Below are 14,944 nucleotides of genomic sequence, written 5' to 3'. Positions count from 1 at the left end.
CACCCTCGGGGTCAGACGAGTCGCAGCCTCGAGAGGAACGCGCGGGTGCGCTCCTGCTGCGGGTCGCCGATCACCTGCGCGGGCGTCCCGGACTCGTGGATGACCCCGTCGTGGAGGAAGCAGACGGTGTCCGCGACGTCGCGCGCGAAGCCCATCTCGTGGGTGTTGAGGACCATCGTCACGCCCTCGGACTTGAGGTCGGTCAGCAGGTCCAGCACCTCGCCGACGAGCTCGGGGTCGAGCGCCGAGGTGACCTCGTCGAGCAGCATGAGGCGGGGGCTGGTCACCAGCGCCCGGGCGATCGCCACGCGCTGCTGCTGTCCTCCGGACAGGTCGTCGGGACGCGCCTGCGCCTTGGCGGCCAGGCCCACGCGCTCCAGCATGGCCAGCCCCCGGGCCTCGGCCTCGTCGACCGCCACCCCGTGGACCTTGCGGAGCGCCAGCGTCACGTTGCCCAGCACGCTCAGGTGCGGGAACAGGTTGTAGGCCTGGAAGACCAAGCCCATCCGGGCCCGCACCTCGTCGGCGTCCACCCTCGGGTCGGTCACGTCGCGACCCTCGAAGGTGATGACGCCGTCGTCGACCACCTCGAGGAGGTTGGCGCAGCGCAGCAGCGTCGACTTGCCCGACCCGCTGGCACCGATGAGCACCACGCACTGGCCGCGCGCGACCGACAGGTCGATGTCGCGCAGCACGACGTGGTCCCCGAACGCCTTGCGGACGCCCGACATCTCCAGCACGAGCCCGTTGGCGCCCTGATCGGCCCCGTCGCTCACAGCGTCCGACGGTGAGCTCGGTCGCTCTCTCGTGCCTCGCTCGGCTCCGTCCCTCACAGCATCCCTCCCGCGCCGTGGAACCCCTGCTTGCGGGCGAACCAGTCGGTCAGCCGCGCCATCGGGATGGTGAGGCAGATGAACAGGAAGCCCGCCACGACGTACGGCGTGTAGTTGAAGTCGCGGGCCGTCTCGATCTGCGCGGCCCGGATGGCGTCGATGACCCCGAGCACGGCGATGAGCCCGGAGTCCTTCTGCAGCGAGACCAGGTCGTTCATCAGCGGGGGCAGCACCCGGCGCCAGGCCTGCGGCAGCACGACGTGCCGCAGGGTCTGTGCGTAGGACAGCCCCAGCGCACGACCGGCCAGCCGCTGCGACGGGTGGACGGACTCGATGCCGGCCCGGAACACCTCCGCGACGTACGCCGAGTAGGACAGCACCAGCGCCGCGCAGCCCCAGAACAGCGCGGACGTCGGCAGCCCCGTCAGGTCCAGGGCCGGCCCGCCGAAGCCGAGGAGGAACAGCACCAGCAGCAGAGGAAGGCCGCGGAACACGTCGACGTACACCGTCCCGAGCAGCCGCAACGGGAACGCCACCGGGCCCCGGATCGTGCGCATCACCGCGATGGTCAGGCTCAGCGCGACGATCACGACCGCGCAGACGGCCATCACGCGGATGTTGAGCCAGAGCCCCGCGAGCACCGCCGGCAGCGAGGCCACGGCCTTGTCCCAGTCGAAGTAGGTCTCCTGGACGCGCTCCCAGCCCGGCGAGGTGACGACGAGCGCGGTCACCACGCCGAGCAGGACGACCGTCGACGTGGCCGCGACGGCCGCGCTCCGGATCGTCTGGCGTCGGCGCCAGGCGTCGCGCTCGCGCTGGACCGCCGAGGGGTGCCAGTCCGTGGCCCGGGTCGCGGCCTCGGCGTCGGCCCCGAGGTCCGGCATCAGGAGAGCTCGGGAGCGCCCTGCTGCGCCAGCCACTCGTCGGCGAGCTGGTCCAGGGTGCCGTCCTCGCGCAGCGCGTCGACGGCCTGCGAGACGCAGTCGGTGAGCGGGCTGCCCTTGTCCAGCACGGCGCCGAACTGCTCGACCTCGCCGTCCGGCAGCGGCAGCTGGCCGACGATCGTGCCGTCGTCGAGCTGGACGGCGGTCATGTAGTAGGCGGTCGGCAGGTCGACCACGATGCCGTCGATCTGGCCGTTCTTGAGCGCCTGGACCGCCTGGTCGTTGGTGTCGAAGGCCGCGGCCTGCTCGGAGGTGCCGATCTGCTCGGTGATGGCGTTGTAGCTCGTGGTGCCCACCTGGGCGCCCAGCCTGGCGTCGGCGAGGTCGGAGATCGCGGTGGCGCCGTCGATGGCGCTCCCCGCGTTGGTGATGACGGCCTGGCGCACGTCGTAGTAGCCGCTGGAGAAGTCGACGGCGTTGCGGCGCTCCTCGGTGATCGAGACCTGGTTGACGTCGAAGTCGAACTTCTTCTCGCCGGGGCTCACCACCGCGTTGAAGGGCACGGTCACCCAGGTGACCTCGTCCTCGGCGAAGCCGAGCTGCTCCGCGACCGCGTAGGCGACGGCGGACTCGTAGCCCTCGCCGTTGGTCGGGTCGTCGTCGACGAACCAGGGCTCGTACGCCGGGGAGTCGGTGCCGACCGTGAGTACGCCGGGCTCGAGGGTCTCCAGGGACTCCTTGTCGCAGGAGGCGGCCTCGGTCGTCTCCTCGGAGGTGCTCGCGTCGTCGGCGGTGTCCGCCTCGTCGCGGGGGGCGCCACAGGCGGTGAGGAGCACGGCGGTGGCGAGCGAGGTGGCCAGGAGCGGCCGGGTCAGGGTGCGCATGGCGAAATCGTAAGTCCGCCGGACCCCGCCGCGCTCCACGGACGCGTCGGTGGGACGAGCGTCACCGCCGTCAGCGCACCGGGTGGCCCGCGGCCGCGAGCCCGGCCTTGACCTCGCTGATCCGGAGGGTGCCGAAGTGGAACACGGTGGCCGCCAGCACCGCGTCGGCCCCCGCGTCGACCGCCGGCGGGAAGTGCTCGACCGCCCCCGCGCCGCCACTGGCGATCACGGGGACCGAGACCTCCCGGCGCACGGCGCGGATGAGGTCGAGGTCGAAGCCGTCCTGGGTGCCGTCCGCGTCCATCGCGTTGAGGAGGATCTCTCCCGCGCCGAGCTCGGCGGCGCGGGCGGCCCACGCGACCGCGTCGATGCCGGCGGACGTGCGGCCGCCGTGGGTGGTCACCTCGAAGCCCGAGTCGGTGCCGGGCGCCCGCCGCGCGTCGACGGAGAGCACGAGGACCTGGCTGCCGAAACGGTCCGCGACCTCGGCGATCAGGTCGGGGCGGCGGATGGCCGCGGTGTTCATCGCCACCTTGTCGGCGCCGGCGCGCAGCAGCCGGTCGACGTCCTCGACGCTGCCCACCCCACCGCCGACGGTGAGCGGGATGAAGACCTCTTCCGCGCAGCGCGACACCACCTCCATCGTGGTGGCGCGCTCCTGGTGGGAGGCCGAGATGTCGAGGAAGGTCAGCTCGTCGGCGCCCTCCGCGTCGTAGGTGCGGGCGAGCTCGACGGGGTCACCGGCGTCGCGCAGCTCGGTGAAGTTGATCCCCTTGACCACCCGGCCCCCGTCGACGTCCAGGCACGGGATGACGCGTACGGCGAGGGTCATGCGGACCCCTTGGTCAGCGCGAGCGCGTCCTCGAGGGTGAAGCGCCCCTCGTAGAGCGCGGTGCCCGCGATGGCGCCCTCGACCCCCTCGTCGACCAGGCCCATGAGCGCCTCGATGTCGGCGAGCGTGGTGACGCCGCCGGAGGCGACCACGGGCCTGCTGGTGGCGGCACAGACGTCGCGGAGCAGCTGGAGGTTGGGCCCCTGGAGCATGCCGTCCTTGTTGACGTCGGTGACGACGTAGCGGGCGCAGCCCTCGGAGTCGAGCCGGGCCAGCGTCTCGTAGAGGTCGCCGCCGTCGCGGGTCCAGCCGCGGGCGGCGAGCGTGGTGCCGCGCACGTCGAGGCCCACCGCGACCCGGTCGCCGTACGTCGCGATGGCACGGGCGCACCACTCGGGCTGCTCGAGGGCGGCGGTTCCGATGTTGACGCGCCGGCAGCCGGTGGCCATGGCCGCCTCCAGCGACTCGTCGTCACGGATGCCGCCGCTCATCTCGACCCGGATGTCGAGGGCGCCGACGATCCGGGCCTGGAGCTCGCGGTTGTGGCCGTGGCCGAAGGCGGCGTCCAGGTCGACCAGGTGGATCCACTCCGCGCCGGCCTCCTGCCAGCGGAGAGCGGCCTCGACGGGGTCGCCGAAGCGCTTCTCGGACCCGTCCACGCCCTGCACGAGCTGGACGGCCTGTCCGCCCTTGATGTCGACGGCGGGCAGGAGCTCGAGGTAGGGGGCCATGCCCCGATCCTATGAGGGCGTCCCGTCCTCACCGGGCGGCCGGTACGCCGGCGAGACGCTGTCGGTGACGAGCCGCCACGAGGTCGTCAGGGCAGCTTGTCGACCATGGTCTGCACCATCTCCTCGACCTCCGCGTCGTCGAGCACCGTGTCCACGCCGGGCGTGGTGATCTCGGCTACCTGGGCCATGAGCAGCACCCCGCCGTCACGGACGAGCACCTGGCGCAGGTCCCACGTGGCGGTGCGGCCGGCCGGCCCGGGCTCGGTCACCATGCTCCTCCACCCGTGACTGGCGTCGCCCAGGTCGGGCACGGTCAGGCCCGTGGTGCGGACGGTCTCGCCGTCGCGGGTCTTCTCGGTGCCCAGGCACGCGTCCCCGCCGGACACCAGCGCGTCGTACGTCGTCTTCGTCTCGTCCACCGCGCCCTCGCCCAGGAACTCCTGCGCGAAGACCAGGTGGTGCACCGGCGGCCGTCCCGGGGAAGGCGACCCGGTGGGGGTGCCGGTGGCGAGCTCGAGCTGGCGGAAGGCATCCCACTCGAGGTCCTCCGCGGCCGCTCGCTCCTGCTCGGTGGCCTTCTGGCACGGCTCCATCCGCGGCAGCATGTCCTGCGCCTCGTCGCTCACCACCCCGGTCTCCGAGAGCTCCGGGAAGTCCGGCATCCGGGTCACGGACCATGCCGCGCCGAGGTCTGCGGGCTCCACCAAGGCGGACGCGAGCGTCTCTGGCGACTGGGGTTCGGGGGCAGTCGTGGTCCCCGGCGTCGAGTCCTCGCCACAGCCCGACAGGGCGACGACGAGGAGCGCGGCCGCCAGGCCGAAGCGGCGCGATCGTCCGTCCATGGCGTCCTCCTCGCCTCGATCCTCGTCCGCCGACCGACGCCGGCACAGGGCACAACAGACCGCCCGGTCGGGACGAATGACAGGCAGGCCCGGGGGAAGGATCAGCGTGCCCAGGAGCGGAGCACGGCGTCGACGCCGTCCAGGATCCGCGGCCAGGTGGCGTCCGGGGGTGGCGGGCTGTGGTCGAAGCCCCCACCAAGCTCGAGCACGGTGAAACCGCGCACCACACTGCCGATCAGCCGGACCGCGTGCGTCTCCTCGGTCTCGCCCAGGCCGTAGCCGCGCAGCACCGCGCGGGCCAGCTCGGCGTGCCGGCCCCCGGGGCCCGAGGCGGCGGCCTCGGGCGAGAGCCGCGTCTGCATCGCGGCGTACCGGCCCGGGTGCTCGCGCCCGTAGTCGCGGTAGGCGTCGGCGAACGCCTCCAGCGCCTCCCGGCCCGCACGGCCGGCGAGGGCCTCCGAGGCCCGGTCGGCGAGCTCGTCGAGGGCGAGCAGCGCGATCCGCTGGCGGAGGTCGTCGGCGCCTGCGACGTGGGAGTAGAGGCTCGCCACCCGCACCCCCAGCGCGCGCGCCAGCGTCGAGGGGGTCACCGCGTCGAAGCCGACCTCGTCGGCGAGATCCGCCCCCGCACGCACGACCAGCTCCGTCGTCAGACCGGCGCGTGCCATGCGAACTCCTTAATGATTTTGCCTAATAGTTTTAGGCAGCCTACCGTCGTCCCTGTGAGACCCCTGACCGAGCCCCAGATCCGCGCGTCCTTCGTCAACTGCACCAAGGGCGAGGCCAAGCGCCTGCACGTCCCCCGGGACCTGGCCGACCGGCCGTGGGAGGACCTGGACTACCTGGGATGGTCGGACCCGCAGGCGCCGACGCGGCGCTACCTGGTCACGGAGGTGGACGGGGCGACCTACGGCGTGGTGCTCCGCATCAACGAGGCGAGCGTCGGCGCGGCACGACGCAGCATGTGCTCCCTGTGCATCACCGTGCAGTCCGGCGGCGTGTCCCTGATGGTGGCGCCCCGAGCGGGCAAGGCCGGGCAGCAGGGCAACTCGGTGGGGACCTACATCTGCTCCGACCTCGCCTGCTCGCTCTACGTGCGCGGCAAGCTGCGGACCGGCACCCCCGGGATGCACGAGACGCTGACCGTGGAGCAGCGCGCGACCCGGCTCGTGGCCAACCTCGAGTCGTTCGTGGCCAGGGTCCGGGCCTGACACCGGCCGCTCAGGTCGGCGGGTGCTCCCGCGCGAAGAGGTCCTCGAGGAACGCGAGGTCGGGATCCCGCAGACCGGCGGCGTCGTGCCGCCACCACACCTCTGGATAGACCACCCGGCCCGTCATCCAGTCCTCGAAGCCGTCGAGGACCACCACCTGGAAGGCCGCGTCCGGCGTACGTCGCGACGGTGCCTCGAACCCGTGGTCGCTCGCGCGGTCGAAGCCGCGGCGCCCGTAGAACGTCGGGCTCCCCTGCAGGAAGATCGCGGGACCGCCCAGCTCTCGCGCGGCGCCGACGGCGGCGGCGACGAGCGCCGTACCGATGCCACGTCCCTGTGCGTCGGGCACCGTGCTCAGTGGGCTCAGCATGGCCGCGTCCAGGAGGGCGCGCCGGGCGTCGATCCAGCACCGGCTCACGCCCACGTGTCCCACCACCCGGTCGCCGTCGACCGCGACCACCTCGGCGAGCAGGTGGCCGCTGGCCCGCACGTCGGTCCAGAGGCCGGCGACCTTGTCGGCCTCCACCGGGTCCTCCGCGCCGAAGGCCGCGCAGATCACGCGGTCGACCTCGCGGGCGTCGTCGGCCGTGGCGGCGCGCAGCTCGACCGCCGGTCCCGGCACGCTCACCCGGCCAGGAACGAGAACCGCACGTCGCGGTCCGCGTTGTCGACGTTGAGGTCGACCAGGCAGATGCTCTGCCACGTCCCGAGCGCGAGGCGACCGTCGAGCACCGGGACGGAGCAGTACGGCGGCACGAGGGCCGGCATGACGTGGGAGCGGCCGTGGCCGGGCGACCCGTGCCGGTGCCGCCAGCGGTCGTCGGCGGGCAGGAGGTCCCCGAGCGCGGCCAGCAGGTCGTCGTCCGACCCGGCACCCGTCTCCAGGATCGCGAGGCCCGCGGTGGCGTGCGGGACGAAGACGTGCACCAGCCCGTCCCCGCGGCCGTCGACGAAGGACGCGACGTCGCGGGTCAGGTCGAGGACGGTCTCGGACCCGCCGGTGCGGTAGGAGCGGACCTCACTCTCCACGCAGGGCCTCCTCGATCCGCTCGACCTTGGCGGTGAGCTGGCCGTCGTACCCGGGCCGGATGTCGGCCTTGAGCACCAGTCCGACCCGTGGCGAGACCTCCGGGACGACGTCGACGGCGCGCTTGACCACGGCCATGACCTCGTCCCACTCCCCCTCGACGTTGGTGAACATCGCGTTGGTCTCGTGCGGCAGCCCGGACTCGCGGACCACGCGGACGGCGGCGGCGACCGCCTCGGTGACCGACCCGTTCGGGTCGCCGGACGTCGGGGAGATCGAGAAGGCGACGAGCATGACCGGCACGCTAGCCGACGGGTGGCATGCGGGTCCGGGAGGCCGCGATGACCGAGCAGCCAACCCCGCCGCGGCGCCGAGGGGCAGGGCTGCTCCACCCGCTGGAGCCGGCGTGGGCTGAGCGGGTTCGCTGTGGCAGGGGCCTCATCAGATCTCGGTCGTGCTGGTGGCGGCCACCGGACGGAAACCGCGTGCGATCATCCAGATCGCCAGCACCATCTCCTGCACGGCCAAGGGAACGCACAGCAGGTTCACCTCGGAGGAGTTGGTGCCGACAGCCCCGTACATCGCGAGCAGATAGGCGGTGACGTACAGGGGGATCGCCACGAGGCCCCACACCGTGATCCAGCGGGGGACGATCTGCGACCGGAACAGCAGCACGTAGAAGAGGGTGGCCCCCAGGCAGAACACCAGTGACATGATGATGCTGGCGCCGTCCAGGTCGATCACGAGAGTGCCCAGACGCACGCCGGCTGGTGAGGCCGTGCCCGGGCCTGCAGCCATGGTCTCGGCCAGCGGCGCGAGGAGCAGGAATGCAATGGCGACGATGACGTAGGTCGTCGTCTCGACCGCTCCTCGGATGATCAGGTAGCCCGTGGCCAACACTTCATCCACCTGGCGCAGCACGGGGAAGAGCACCACCGCGACCAGCGCGAGCGACAGGCCCATGACGAGCACGAGCAGTGCTCCCGTCGCGACGGCGCCGGAGTGGTCCGCTGCGTAGGCGAGCGGGTCGTCTGCGTCACCCACGGGGAAGGCTGCGACGGCCTTGCTGAGGATGCCGGCCACCGTTCCGATGATGAAGAGGATTCCCGCGGTCGTGGCGGTAGCCCTGTGCTCGCGGACGCTGCGGCCGGACCGAGCATCGGCTTCACCATGTGACCGGTACGACGTCCTGGAAGACATGGTCCACACACCCCCATCCGCTCCTCATCGTTCAACGGCTTCCGTGATTAGGTCAGAGGCAAACGACCCGCCACAGACGTCAAACGTCCACTCATGGCCACGATCCGCTGGGAGACGCCCATGGGCGATGGTCCCGATCTCGCACGACCGAGCGGCACGGTGACCACGGCCTCTGACGGCGCAACAGGACGCAGCCGGTGTCAGGCTCCCAGGCCCGGCTCCGGCGCCGCGCCGGCCGGGTCGCGGGTGCCGCCGTGGCAGGTCACCCCGAACTCGGGTGCGGTGTGCCCGTCGCCGTACTCGTCGAGGAAGAGCCGCAGCCGCGGGTCCCGCGCGCCGTCCAGGGCCAGCTGCGCGCCCCACACGGTGACGACCACGGTCGAGGACAGACCCTCGCGCGGCGACATGATGCCGTTGTCGGGCAGCACCTCGGCGAGTGCCTCGACGTCACGCTCCGGCAGGGCGGGGTCGTGGGTGATCCAGACCGTGCCGTGCTCGAGGTCGTGCACGGCGTTCTCCTCGCGCACCGGTTCGTCGTAGACGCCGCAGTCCAGCCACACCGGCGCGTGGGGTCCCCCGGCCGGCGGGTCCTGCGGGTAGTCGACGTCCCTGTCGGTGTGCCGGGTGTCCTCGATCTCCCAGACCTGGACCTCCGACAGGTCGACCGGCTCCCCCTCGTAGCCGGCGACCCGAGCCACCAGCGGCGCCGTCAGGGCACCCCCGATCACGACCAGGGAGACGACGGAGGACAGCACGAGCAGGAGCGGGGACCGCCGCGGGGGCCGGTCGTCGATCTCGGTCACCGCGTCAGGCTACGGGGACGGTCGTGGGCCGGGTCTCAGCCCATCAGGGAGCGCACCAGCAGCACCACCGCCGACAGCGCGCACAGCCCCAGGACCGCGGTACGGAACTGCTCGCGGGGCAGGCGGTGGTTGGCCCAGCTGCCCAGCGGCACCGCGACCGCGAGCAGGGGCAGGTAGGCCAGCGCCAGGACGACCGACGACCGCGGCATGGCGCCGACGGCGGCGAACCAGGCGGCGCTCATCACCGAGCCGACCACGAAGAACAGGGACAGGGTCCCGCGCACCTCGCGGGAGGGGCGGTGCGCCAGCACGATGGCCATCGGCGGACCGCCGACCGCCACGGCGGTCCCGGCCGTGCCGGCGAGGAAGCCGGCCCCCACCAGCGTGGCCGGGGTCTGGCGCACCTCGACGGTGTGCAGCACCAGGGCCACGGCCACCAGCACCATCAGTGCCACCGCGACCACCAGCCACCGTCCGGCGATGACCGTGACCAGCCAGACCCCCAGCAGGGTGCCGGGCACCCGGGCCGGCAGCGCCCAGGCGACCACGCGCCAGTCGATGTGGTGGCGCTCCGCCACCATGACGGTCGTCGAGACCGGCACGGCGAGCAGCAGGAGCAGCGTCGGGACGAGCTGCGGCTCGAGCAGCGCGATCAGCGGGGCACCCAGAAGGCCCAGGCCGAGCCCGACGGTGGCCTGCACGAAGGCGCCCAGGAGCACGATCAGCCCGATGAGGGCGATCGTCCAGACCGGGACGCCGACCCAGCTCGCGTCGAGGAGTGCGGTCACCCGGCGTTCGCCAGGGCCTCCCGCACGAGCACGGCGCGGGCGCCGAGCTCGTCGGCCGGCGTGGGCGGCAGCATGTCCGCCCAGGCAGCGAGGTTGGACCCGCGGAGCTGGAGCACGCCCTCGGGCCGGGCCAGGAGCGTGACGGAGAGGTGGCCGGTGCCGTTCTCCCACTTGTTGACGTGCACGTTGCCGACGCCCTCGAGCGCCTTCATCGCGGCGTACGTGCGACCGATGAGGCGTCCGAGCTCGACGTGCCCCTCGTCGTCGAGGTCGTCGAGCATCTCGTGCGAGAGCGAGACGACGTTGGCGACGAAGACGAGGTTGCAGCCGCCGGGCCGGATCACGCCCAGCCGCGAGCCGCGGTGCAGCACCAGGTCGTCGCGTCCCAGCGCCGTGCACGTCTTGCAGTCCTCCGGCGCCTTGCGACGGTCCGGCTCGGGCACGACGTACTGGTCGAGCGGGCGGACCCGGAGGCCCTCCCGCTCGAAGGGGAAGACCTCCCAGTCGGCCATGCCGCCGAGCGGCAGGCGGCCGTCGTCGCCGACGACCGCCTGCGCTCGCTCGATGAACTCCCGCAAGGGTCAGCCCTTGAGGAGGTTCCGCAGGACGAACTGCATGATCCCGCCGTTGCGGTAGTAGTTGGCCTCGCCGGGGGTGTCGATCCGGACGGTGGCCTCGAACTCCTTGTCGTCGGCCTTGACCGTGACGGTCCGGGGGGTGCTGCCGTCGTTGAGGGCCGTGATGCCGGTGATGGAGAAGGTCTCCTCACCGGTGAGGCCCAGCGACTCGGCGTTCTCGCCCTGGGGGTACTGCAGCGGGATGACGCCCATGCCGATCAGGTTGGAGCGGTGGATGCGCTCGTAGGACTCGGCGATGACCGCCTTGACGCCCAGCAGCGAGGTGCCCTTGGCCGCCCAGTCGCGCGACGAGCCGGAGCCGTACTCCTTGCCGGCCAGCACGACCAGCGGGGTGCCCGCCTCGATGTAGTGCTCGGAGGCCTCGAAGACGCTGGTCACCTCGCCACCGTTGGTGAAGTCGCGCGTCACGCCGCCCTCGGTGCCGGGAGCCAGCTGGTTGCGCAGCCGGATGTTGGCGAAGGTGCCGCGGATCATGACCTCGTGGTTGCCGCGGCGCGAGCCGTAGGAGTTGAAGTCACGCTGCTCCACGCCGTGCTCGGCCAGGTAGCGACCGGCCGGGCTGTCCTTCTTGATCGCGCCGGCGGGGCTGATGTGGTCGGTCGTGACCGAGTCACCCAGCTTGAGCAGGACGCGCGCACCCTCGATGTCCTCGACCGGCGTGGGCTCGTCGGGCATGCCGTCGAAGTAGGGAGGACGACGCACGTAGGTCGACTCCGGGTCCCACTCGAAGGTGTCGCCCTCGGGCGTCGGCAGCGACTGCCAGCGCTCGTCACCGGCGAAGACGTCCCGGTAGGACTCACCGAACATGTCGGCGGTGATCGCGTGGGCGATCGTCTCCTCCACCTCGGTGGGGCTCGGCCAGATGTCGCGCAGGAAGACGTCGTTGCCGTCGGTGTCCTGGCCCAGCGGGTCGTTGAACAGGTCGACGTCCATGGAGCCGGCCAGCGCGTAGGCGACGACCAGCGGCGGGGACGCGAGGTAGTTCATCTTCACGTCCGGGTTGATCCGGCCCTCGAAGTTGCGGTTGCCCGAGAGGACGGAGACGACCGCGAGGTCGTTGTCCTGCACGGCCTGCGAGACCTCGGGGATGAGCGGGCCCGAGTTGCCGATGCAGGTGGTGCAGCCGTAGCCGACGAGGTTGAAGCCCAGCTTGTCGAGGTACGGCGTGAGGCCGGAGCGCTCGTAGTAGTCGCTGACGACCTTGGAGCCGGGCGCCAGCGTGGTCTTGACCCACGGCTTGCGGGCCAGACCCTTGTCCACGGCGTTCTTGGCCAGCAGCGCCGCGCCGATCATCACGCTCGGGTTGGAGGTGTTGGTGCAGGAGGTGATGGCGGCGATGGTCACCGCGCCGTGGTCGATCTCGACCTCCTGGCCGTCGATCGAGATCGTGACCTTCTTGCTCGGGCGGCCCGCGGCGGCGTGGGTGTCCGCGTGCTTGGGAGCACCGTTGCCCCCGGTGTGCGACGGGGAGTCGGAGGCCGGGAAGGACTCCTCGACCGCCTCGTCGTACCCGGTCGCCTCGGCCGCGTCGTCGGGGTCGGTGTCGCCCTCGGACACGTAGTCCTTGAGCGCGTTGCGGAAGGAGTCGCGGGCCGAGGAGACCTCGACGCGGTCCTGGGGACGCTTGGGGCCGGCGAGCGAGGGCACGACGGTGGAGACGTCGAGCTCGAGCTTCTCGCTGTAGCGGGGCTCGGCGTCCGGGTCGTGCCAGAGGCCCTGCTCCTTGGCGTAGGTCTCGACGAGGGCGAGCTGCTCCTCGGAGCGACCCGTGAGGCGCAGGTAGTCGACCGTCTGCTGGTCGATCGGGAAGACCGCGATCGTGGAGCCGAACTCGGGGCTCATGTTGCCGATCGTGGCGCGGTTGGCCAGCGGCAGCGCGGAGACGCCGGGACCGTAGAACTCGACGAACTTGCCGACGACGCCGTGCTCGCGCAGCATCTCGGTGATCGTGAGGACCAGGTCGGTCGCGGTCGCGCCCTCGGGCAGGTCGCCGTTGAGCTTGAAGCCCACGACGCGCGGGATCAGCATGCTGACCGGCTGGCCGAGCATCGCGGCCTCGGCCTCGATGCCGCCCACGCCCCAGCCGACGACGCCGATGCCGTTGACCATCGTGGTGTGGGAGTCGGTGCCCACGCAGGTGTCGGGGTAGGCCTGCAGCTCGCCGTCCACCTCGCGGGTGAAGACGGTGCGGGCGAGGTGCTCGATGTTGACCTGGTGCACGATGCCGGTGCCGGGCGGGACGACCTTGAAGTCGTCGAAGGCACCCTGGCCCCAGCGCAGGAACTGGTAGCGCTCGCGGTTGCGCTCGTACTCGATCTCGACGTTCTTCTCGAACGCCTCGGGCGAGCCGAAGACGTCGGCGATGACGGAGTGGTCGATGACCATCTCGGCGGGGGCGAGCGGGTTGATCTTGGTCGCGTCACCGCCCAGCTCGGCCATCGCCTCGCGCATGGTGGCGAGGTCGACGACGCACGGGACACCGGTGAAGTCCTGCATGATCACGCGCGCCGGCGTGAACTGGATCTCCTTGTCGGGCTCCGCGGTCTCGTCCCAGCCGGCGAGCGCCTTGATGTCGTCGGCGGTGATGTCGGCGCCGTCCTCGGTGCGGAGGAGGTTCTCGAGCAGCACCTTGAGCGAGAAGGGCAGGCTCTCGACGTCGAGGCCCTCACCCACCACCTTGTCGAGGCGGAAGATCTCGTAGGACTTTCCGTCCACGTCCAGGGTGCTCTTGGCGCCGAAGCTGTCCTGACTGGCCATCAGCCACATCTCCTGTAAGTCGTCGGGTCTTCGCCCATCTTGCCGTCGCGCGCCGAAGCGGGGGAAGCAAGGCACCCCTAAGTGGGGTGCGGCGTTTATCTCGATGTCAAGATACATGACGCCGAGAGAGGTGTCACGCGATGCCCGCCCGCGCGTCGAGCCGCTGGAGCAGGTCGTGGGCCGCTAGCTCGATCTTCTTGTGCCGCCACTCGGCAGCGCGGTAGACGCACGCGATGAGCCCGCTGCGGTGGACCCGCCGCAGGTCGCCGTACACGAAGGCGTAGCGGGCCTTGGTGCCGTCCCTCGCGCCGACGGTCAGGCCGAGGTGCCACGCGGCGTACTCGTCCCAGGAGTGCCGCTCGAGGAAGTGGTTCTCCGCCGCCGCGTGGGGCTGGACCTCGCCCCAGTCGCTGTCGAGGACGTACTGCCGGGCCTCGATCAGGCGTCGGGCGTGCTCCACGGCCGCCTCGTTGACCGTGTACGCCGCCATGGCCCCACCCTGTCGCGCCCGCACCCCGCCGGGCAACGGTCAGCAGTTGATGGTGACCTCGTTGCTCACCTGCCGGTAGGCCCCGCCCCAGTACGCCTCGAGCACCACGGTGAACCTGCCCCCCATGAAGTAGCGGTACCGGGTCTCGTTCTCGGCCACCCGGCCCAGGACCTGGAAGCCCGCCATGTCCTTCACCGACCAGGTCAGGTTGTCGTAGGAGACGCCGGGCTCGGCCTCCGAGCGGATCACGCCGCACCCGTCCTCGTAGACCTCGAGCTCGAGGGGCGGCGGCGCGGCCGCCGCCGACTCCGAGGGGACCTGGGTGGCGTCAGGAGTCGCGGCGACGGTCTCGGTGACCGTGACCGTCGCCGTGGCGGTGACCGTGGTCGTGGACGTCGGGACGGGTGCCGCCCCGACCACGTCCTCGCCCCCGCCCGCCGAGCAACCGCTCAGGACGAGCACCAGCAGCGCGCAGCCGACCCGCGGATCCCCCATGCCGCGATCCTAGTTACGTCACGGCGCCCGGCGCTCGGCATCCGGGCAACTGGCCTCCGACTACCCGTGAAGGCGGTCGCGCCAGTCGTCGGGCACCCGGCCGGCCGGCCCCGGCGAGGGCTGGTCGTCGGGGTGGGAGGCCGGGGGCGCGAGCTCGGGACCACGTCGGCCCTTCTGCTCCGCGTAGTCCCAGAACCAGTCCTCCCCCGGCTCGTAGCTCTGCACGACCGGGTGTCCGGTCTCGCGGAAGTGGCCGGTGGCGTGCTGGCTCGGCGAGGAGTCGCAGCAGCCGACGTGGCCGCACTGCGCGCACCGGCGGAGGTGGAACCACCATCCGCCCGTCCCCTCGCAGTCCAGGCAGCCGGGGCCGCTCGGCGGGACGGACGGGTCGATGCCGGTCTCGGTCATGGACCGACGCTACCCACGTCGGCGGCCGACCGCGAGGGGCGAGCAGCAAGCCTTGACGTGGCCCCACCCCGAGGCCAGCGCCGCGGCCGAGGCGCTCGCCGTGCCGGCCACACCGCCGGAG

Annotated in this window: 19 protein-coding genes; 1 reads left to right on the top strand and 18 read right to left on the bottom strand. The window is 71.9% G+C overall.

Translation table 11 applies throughout. From position 1 onward, the window contains the following. Positions 1-11: 11 nt before the first annotated feature. The 7 genes from DAI17_RS15920 to DAI17_RS15890 form a co-directional block, all read right to left on the bottom strand. On the bottom strand, positions 12-731 hold the full coding sequence (locus tag DAI17_RS15920; protein WP_107774417.1) for an amino acid ABC transporter ATP-binding protein: 720 nt from the start codon (positions 729-731) through the stop codon (positions 12-14). Between the two features lie 98 nt (positions 732-829). Next, a complete protein-coding gene (locus DAI17_RS15915; RefSeq protein WP_107774205.1) occupies positions 830-1,717 on the bottom strand; it encodes an amino acid ABC transporter permease in 888 nt (295 codons plus the stop codon). Continuing rightward, on the bottom strand, positions 1,717-2,601 hold the full coding sequence (locus DAI17_RS15910; RefSeq protein WP_107774204.1) for an ABC transporter substrate-binding protein: 885 nt from the start codon (positions 2,599-2,601) through the stop codon (positions 1,717-1,719). Before DAI17_RS15910 ends, DAI17_RS15915 begins: the two co-directional genes overlap by 1 nt. A gap of 70 nt (positions 2,602-2,671) precedes the next feature. Beyond that, positions 2,672-3,433 (bottom strand): imidazole glycerol phosphate synthase subunit HisF, encoded by a 762-nt coding sequence (gene hisF, locus DAI17_RS15905; protein ID WP_107774203.1) that lies wholly within the window; start codon positions 3,431-3,433, stop codon positions 2,672-2,674. Further along, complete coding sequence (priA, locus tag DAI17_RS15900) at positions 3,430-4,164, bottom strand: bifunctional 1-(5-phosphoribosyl)-5-((5-phosphoribosylamino)methylideneamino)imidazole-4-carboxamide isomerase/phosphoribosylanthranilate isomerase PriA (RefSeq protein WP_107774202.1); 735 nt, start codon at positions 4,162-4,164, stop codon at positions 3,430-3,432. Before priA ends, hisF begins: the two co-directional genes overlap by 4 nt. Positions 4,165-4,250: 86 nt before the next feature. Beyond that, on the bottom strand, positions 4,251-5,006 hold the full coding sequence (locus DAI17_RS15895) for a hypothetical protein (protein ID WP_107774201.1): 756 nt from the start codon (positions 5,004-5,006) through the stop codon (positions 4,251-4,253). 101 nt (positions 5,007-5,107) lie between these two features. Continuing rightward, positions 5,108-5,674 carry a TetR/AcrR family transcriptional regulator gene (locus tag DAI17_RS15890; protein WP_107774200.1) on the bottom strand — a complete coding sequence of 189 codons (567 nt, stop codon included), beginning with the start codon at positions 5,672-5,674 and terminating at the stop codon, positions 5,108-5,110. Between the two features lie 54 nt (positions 5,675-5,728). Between DAI17_RS15890 and DAI17_RS15885 the strand changes: the two genes are divergently transcribed. Continuing rightward, positions 5,729-6,217: an FBP domain-containing protein gene (locus DAI17_RS15885; protein ID WP_107774199.1), complete on the top strand. Its 489-nt coding sequence runs from the start codon at positions 5,729-5,731 to the stop codon at positions 6,215-6,217. A gap of 10 nt (positions 6,218-6,227) precedes the next feature. On the opposite strand, the gene DAI17_RS15880 is transcribed toward DAI17_RS15885, so the two are convergent. The 11 genes from DAI17_RS15880 to DAI17_RS15835 form a co-directional block, all read right to left on the bottom strand. Beyond that, entirely contained in the window at positions 6,228-6,845 is a 618-nt protein-coding gene (locus tag DAI17_RS15880) for a GNAT family N-acetyltransferase (RefSeq protein ID WP_159081597.1), read from the bottom strand. Beyond that, the gene (locus DAI17_RS21065) at positions 6,842-7,246 is read right to left on the bottom strand and encodes a YjbQ family protein (protein WP_159081596.1); all 405 of its coding nucleotides are present in this window, start codon (positions 7,244-7,246) and stop codon (positions 6,842-6,844) included. Before DAI17_RS21065 ends, DAI17_RS15880 begins: the two co-directional genes overlap by 4 nt. Then, complete coding sequence (locus DAI17_RS15875) at positions 7,236-7,538, bottom strand: thiamine-binding protein (protein ID WP_107774197.1); 303 nt, start codon at positions 7,536-7,538, stop codon at positions 7,236-7,238. Before DAI17_RS15875 ends, DAI17_RS21065 begins: the two co-directional genes overlap by 11 nt. Positions 7,539-7,685: 147 nt before the next feature. Continuing rightward, on the bottom strand, positions 7,686-8,444 hold the full coding sequence (locus DAI17_RS15870; RefSeq protein ID WP_267894734.1) for a DUF4386 domain-containing protein: 759 nt from the start codon (positions 8,442-8,444) through the stop codon (positions 7,686-7,688). A 200-nt stretch (positions 8,445-8,644) separates the two neighbouring features. Further along, entirely contained in the window at positions 8,645-9,247 is a 603-nt protein-coding gene (locus tag DAI17_RS15865) for a DUF3105 domain-containing protein (RefSeq protein WP_107774195.1), read from the bottom strand. Between the two features lie 35 nt (positions 9,248-9,282). Next, a complete protein-coding gene (locus DAI17_RS15860) occupies positions 9,283-10,035 on the bottom strand; it encodes a sulfite exporter TauE/SafE family protein (RefSeq protein WP_107774194.1) in 753 nt (250 codons plus the stop codon). Next, on the bottom strand, positions 10,032-10,613 hold the full coding sequence (locus tag DAI17_RS15855) for a hypothetical protein (protein WP_107774193.1): 582 nt from the start codon (positions 10,611-10,613) through the stop codon (positions 10,032-10,034). Before DAI17_RS15855 ends, DAI17_RS15860 begins: the two co-directional genes overlap by 4 nt. A gap of 3 nt (positions 10,614-10,616) precedes the next feature. Continuing rightward, on the bottom strand, positions 10,617-13,430 hold the full coding sequence (locus DAI17_RS15850; RefSeq protein WP_107774416.1) for an aconitate hydratase: 2,814 nt from the start codon (positions 13,428-13,430) through the stop codon (positions 10,617-10,619). Positions 13,431-13,563: 133 nt separating this feature from the next. Continuing rightward, positions 13,564-13,920, bottom strand: coding sequence for a hypothetical protein (locus DAI17_RS15845; RefSeq protein WP_107774192.1), 357 nt, complete (start codon positions 13,918-13,920; stop codon positions 13,564-13,566). A 39-nt stretch (positions 13,921-13,959) separates the two neighbouring features. After that, positions 13,960-14,415: a hypothetical protein gene (locus DAI17_RS15840; protein WP_107774191.1), complete on the bottom strand. Its 456-nt coding sequence runs from the start codon at positions 14,413-14,415 to the stop codon at positions 13,960-13,962. Positions 14,416-14,475: 60 nt separating this feature from the next. After that, a complete protein-coding gene (locus DAI17_RS15835) occupies positions 14,476-14,823 on the bottom strand; it encodes a UBP-type zinc finger domain-containing protein (RefSeq protein ID WP_107774190.1) in 348 nt (115 codons plus the stop codon). Between the last annotated feature and the right edge of the window lie 121 nt (positions 14,824-14,944).

It is taken from the genome of Nocardioides sediminis (assembly GCF_003047295.1).
GTDB classification, from domain to species: Bacteria; Actinomycetota; Actinomycetes; order Propionibacteriales; family Nocardioidaceae; genus Nocardioides; species Nocardioides sediminis.
This window is presented reverse-complemented; position numbering and strand designations above follow the sequence as displayed.